The organism is Bacillus cabrialesii (assembly GCF_004124315.2).
Classification (GTDB): Bacteria; Bacillota; Bacilli; order Bacillales; family Bacillaceae; genus Bacillus; species Bacillus cabrialesii.
On the sequence record NZ_CP096889.1, the window covers coordinates 1,821,619 to 1,826,011 of the forward strand.

Annotated in this window: 5 protein-coding genes; all 5 read left to right on the plus strand. The window is 46.0% G+C overall.

Annotated elements, in window-relative coordinates:
* The first annotated feature begins 56 nt into the window (after positions 1 to 56).
* From EFK13_RS09405 to EFK13_RS09425, 5 genes are read left to right on the plus strand one after another with little or no spacing between them, the layout of a single operon-like run.
* A complete protein-coding gene (locus EFK13_RS09405; RefSeq protein WP_129505653.1) occupies positions 57 to 305 on the plus strand; it encodes an acyl carrier protein in 249 nt (82 codons plus the stop codon).
* The gene (locus EFK13_RS09410; RefSeq protein ID WP_129505652.1) at positions 283 to 1,530 is read left to right on the plus strand and encodes a polyketide biosynthesis malonyl-ACP decarboxylase PksF; all 1,248 of its coding nucleotides are present in this window, start codon (positions 283 to 285) and stop codon (positions 1,528 to 1,530) included. The genes EFK13_RS09405 and EFK13_RS09410 overlap by 23 nt, the downstream gene beginning before the upstream one ends.
* Positions 1,531 to 2,793 carry a polyketide biosynthesis 3-hydroxy-3-methylglutaryl-ACP synthase PksG gene (pksG, locus tag EFK13_RS09415; protein WP_129505651.1) on the plus strand — a complete coding sequence of 421 codons (1,263 nt, stop codon included), beginning with the start codon at positions 1,531 to 1,533 and terminating at the stop codon, positions 2,791 to 2,793.
* Positions 2,781 to 3,560: an enoyl-CoA hydratase/isomerase gene (locus EFK13_RS09420; RefSeq protein WP_129505650.1), complete on the plus strand. Its 780-nt coding sequence runs from the start codon at positions 2,781 to 2,783 to the stop codon at positions 3,558 to 3,560. Before pksG ends, EFK13_RS09420 begins: the two co-directional genes overlap by 13 nt.
* A 38-nt stretch (positions 3,561 to 3,598) precedes the next feature.
* On the plus strand, positions 3,599 to 4,348 hold the full coding sequence (locus EFK13_RS09425; RefSeq protein WP_129505649.1) for a polyketide synthase: 750 nt from the start codon (positions 3,599 to 3,601) through the stop codon (positions 4,346 to 4,348).
* Positions 4,349 to 4,393 lie beyond the last annotated feature (45 nt).

Genomic DNA, 4,393 nt, shown 5'->3' on the forward strand with positions numbered 1-4,393 from the left:
ATGAAAATATACCTATAAAAAGGGCTCGAATGAACCCTTGAAGGAGAGAGTGCGTTATGGATAAACAGAGAATCTTTGAAGTGTTAATCACCAATGTTTGCGAGGTGCTTCCTGAATTAGACGGACACAGGTTTGAGCCTGAAGATCAGTTAGTAGAGTTAGGAGCTGACTCTGTAGACAGGGCTGAAATTATCACAATGGTACTTGAGGATTTATCATTAAAGATTCCCCGGGTTGAGCTGTCCGGGGTGAAAAACATCGGCGAATTAGCTGAGGTGCTTTATGACAAAGTGCAATCTGTCTGAGCTGGTGGTGACCGGTGCAGGCGTCACGGCTGCCATCGGACAAGGGAAAGAGGCATTTGCTTCTTCGCTCTTGTCCGGCAGGCATGCCTTTGATGTCATGGAGCGTCCGGGCAGACAAAAAAACAGCCGGTTTATCGGAGCTGAAATTGCGTCATTGTCTTATCCCGACCGCCTCTCTAAAAAATTGCTGCGAAAAGCGTCATTTTCCAGCCGTGCAGCATTGGTGACACTCTCAGAGGCTTGGGAAGAGGCTCAATTGGACGATGTCGATTCCTCACGTATCGGACTCGTAGTTGGCGGGTCAAATTTTCAGCAGAGAGAAACCTTACAGCTTTATGAAAGTTATCAAGACCGCTCTGGTTTTATTTCGCCGGCGTATGGCCTTTCTTTCATGGATAGCGATCTTTGCGGATTATGTACAGATCAGTTTGGCATAACAGGCTTAGCTTATACCATGGGAGGAGCATCGGCCAGCGGCCAGTTAGCGGTGATTCAAGCGATTCAGCAAGTCTTATCAGGCGAGGTTGATGTTTGCATAGCACTGGGTGCATTAATGGATCTTTCTTACATGGAATGCGAGGCGCTAAGGGGATTAGGCGCTATGGGGACGGACAAATATGCTGATGAGCCTGATAAAGCATGCCGTCCCTTTGATCAGAACAGAGACGGGTTTATTTATGGAGAATCGTGCGGCGCATTGGTGATAGAACGAAAAGAGACGGCTGTCCGCCGAGGTATCAAACCTTATGCAGCTTTGTCGGGATGGTCAATCAAACTAGACGCGAACCGGAACCCCGATCCTTCTTTAGAAGGAGAGGTTCATGTCATCCAGAAGGCACTGGAGCGTGCCGGTCTTTCACCAGAAGACATTGATTATATTAATCCCCATGGCACAGGTTCTTTTATTGGAGATGAAATTGAATTAAAGGCGCTGCACGCATGCCGGCTTTCCCATGCCTATATCAACGCAACAAAATCGATAACCGGGCACGGCCTCAGTGCGGCAGGCATCGTAGAGATTGTTTCTGTTTTGCTGCAAATGAAAAAATCTGCCCTGCACCCGACCCGGAATTTGGATCATCCAATCGATGATTCTTTTCATTGGGTAAATGAGAAATCGATTTCATACCGCATCAAAAATGCGCTGAGCCTAAGTATGGGCTTTGGCGGAATGAATACTGCGGTGTGTATACAAAACATTGAGAAATGTGGAGGCGAATCATAAATGGTTTCTGCCGGAATTGAAGCGATGAATGTCTTTGGCGGGACGGCATACCTAGATGTCATGGAACTGGCCAAATACAGACACTTAGATACTGCCAGATTTGAAAACTTATTAATGAAAGAAAAGGCTGTAGCATTGCCTTACGAAGATCCTGTGACCTTTGGAGTCAATGCAGCTAAGCCGATTATTGACGCTTTATCCGAAGCCGAGAAGGACCGAATCGAATTATTGATTACTTGTTCTGAATCCGGGATTGACTTTGGGAAATCGTTAAGTACATATATCCATGAATATTTAGGTTTGAACCGCAACTGCCGTTTGTTTGAGATTAAACAGGCGTGTTATTCAGGAACCGCGGGCTTTCAGATGGCGGTGAATTTTATATTATCCCAGACTTCTCCGGGTGCCAAAGCACTGGTTATCGCCAGTGATATTTCACGTTTTTTAATCGCTGAGGGCGGAGACGCTTTAAGTGAAGACTGGTCTTATGCCGAACCGAGCGCCGGAGCGGGAGCGGTGGCCGTTTTAGTAGGCGAAAATCCCGAGGTGTTTCAAATAGATCCCGGAGCAAATGGCTATTACGGCTATGAAGTGATGGATACGTGCCGTCCCATTCCCGACAGTGAAGCGGGTGATTCTGACCTGTCTTTAATGTCATATCTGGATTGCTGCGAACAAACCTATCTGGAATATCAAAAGCGTGTACCCGGTGCCAGTTATCAGGACACGTTTCAATATCTTGCCTATCATACGCCTTTTGGCGGGATGGTGAAAGGCGCGCACCGGACAATGATGCGTAAGGTGGCAAAAGTGAAAACAGCTGAGATTGAAACGGATTTTTTAAATCGGGTTAAGCCGGGTTTAAACTACTGCCAGCGGGTTGGAAACATTATGGGGGCTGCCTTGTTTCTGGCATTGGCCAGCACGATAGACCAAGGGCGATTTGATTCTCCTAAACGAATCGGATGTTTTTCATACGGATCAGGCTGCTGTTCTGAATTTTACAGCGGGATTACAACTCCGCAAGGCCAGGAACGCCAGCGCTCATTTGGCATTGAGACGCATTTAGATCGCCGATATCAGCTCTCCATGGAAGAGTATGAGCAGCTGTTTAAGGGGAGCGGGATGGTGCGGTTCGGGACGCGCAATGTCAAGCTGGATGTTGAGATGATACCTGGCATCATGCAGTTTACTCAAGAGAAGCCGCGCTTGATTTTAGAAGAAATTTCTGAATTTCACCGGAAGTACAGGTGGATTTCGTGACCTATCAAACGATAAAGGCCCGCTTTCAAGAGTCGGTGTGCTATATCACATTTTACCGTCCTGAAGCGAATAATACGATTAATGACACGCTGATAGAAGAATGCTTACAAGTGTTAAACCAATGTGAAACATCAGCGGTTACGGTTATTGTTTTAGAAGGGCTTCCCGAGGTATTTTGCTTCGGCGCGGATTTTCAAGAAATTTACCAGGAAATGAAAAGCGGCAGAAAGCAGGCAAGCTCCCAAGAGCCTCTTTATGATTTGTGGCTGAAATTGCAAACCGGACCTTATGTCACGATTTCACATGTCAGGGGAAAAGTGAATGCTGGCGGTCTTGGATTCGTATCTGCCACAGACATTGCCATTGCTGATGAAACGGCGTCATTCAGTCTCTCTGAATTGTTATTCGGTCTGTATCCGGCATGTGTTTTACCATTTCTCATCCGCCGGATCGGCTGGCAGAAAGCACACTATATGACGCTGATGACAAAACCGATTTCCGTTCAGGAAGCCAGTGAATGGGGGTTAATAGATGCCTTTGATGCTCAAAGTGAGGTGCTGCTGAGAAAGCATTTATTGCGTTTGCGGAGGCTGAATAAAAAGGGAATCGTTCGCTATAAACAGTTTATGAACTCACTTGATCATCAAGTCAGCCGTTCGAAAGCCATCGCTTTAACTGCAAATCAAGACATGTTTTCTGATCCTCAAAATCAAATGGGAATCATCAGGTATGTTGAAACAGGGCAATTCCCATGGGAGGATCAGTAATTTGAAAAGATGACAATCAGAACCGTTAGGAGGACACCATGACGCATTCTGTTGTAGAGCTCATCGAAATTGAGCCCGCCATTATTCAGGTAAAGATGCATGACCGCACTCATAAAAACGCGTTTTCACAAGAACTTACAGACGGTTTAATTCAAGCGTTTGAATTCATTCGGCAGAAAACCAATTATAAAGCGGTCATTTTGACGGGGTACGATAATTATTTTGCTTCAGGAGGGACGCAAGAAGGACTGCTTCGAATTCAGAGGGGATTGACCAAGTTCACGGATGACAATCTTTATTCTCTGGCGCTTGATTGCGAAATTCCGGTCATTGCGGCTATGCAGGGCCACGGAATTGGAGGCGGCTTTGTCATGGGGCTCTTTGCTGACATTGTCATTTTGAGCAGAGAGAGTGTGTATACGGCTAACTTTATGAAATACGGTTTTACGCCTGGAATGGGCGCTACCTTTATCGTTCCTAAAAAACTGGGATTCAGTCTGGCACAGGAAATTTTAATGAATGCGGGCAGCTATCGGGGAGCAGATCTTGAAAAAAGAGGGGTTCCCTTTAAAGTGCTGCCTCGTGCGGAAGTAGTAGATTATGCTGTGGAGCTGGCGCGTGAATTGGCGGAAAAGCCGAGAAACTCATTGATTACATTGAAAGATCATTTGGTTGCCCCGCTTCGCGAGCAGCTGCCGCACGTCATAGAACAGGAACTGATGATGCATGAGAAAACATTTCATCATGACGAAGTTAAAACGAGAATTAAAGGTTTGTATGGAAATTAATTGATTATCTACATAAAAATTCGCAGGTGAAATGGAGGCAGCGTG

Bases quoted from the DNA above. Each gene is read 5' to 3' on its own strand.
- pksG (WP_129505651.1), top strand. From the start codon at position 1,531: ATGGTTTCTGCCGGAATTGAAGCGATGAATGTCTTTGGCGGGACGGCA.
- EFK13_RS09405 (WP_129505653.1), top strand. From the start codon at position 57: ATGGATAAACAGAGAATCTTTGAAGTGTTAATCACCAATGTTTGCGAG.
- EFK13_RS09425 (WP_129505649.1), top strand. From the start codon at position 3,599: ATGACGCATTCTGTTGTAGAGCTCATCGAAATTGAGCCCGCCATTATT.
- EFK13_RS09410 (WP_129505652.1), top strand. From the start codon at position 283: ATGACAAAGTGCAATCTGTCTGAGCTGGTGGTGACCGGTGCAGGCGTC.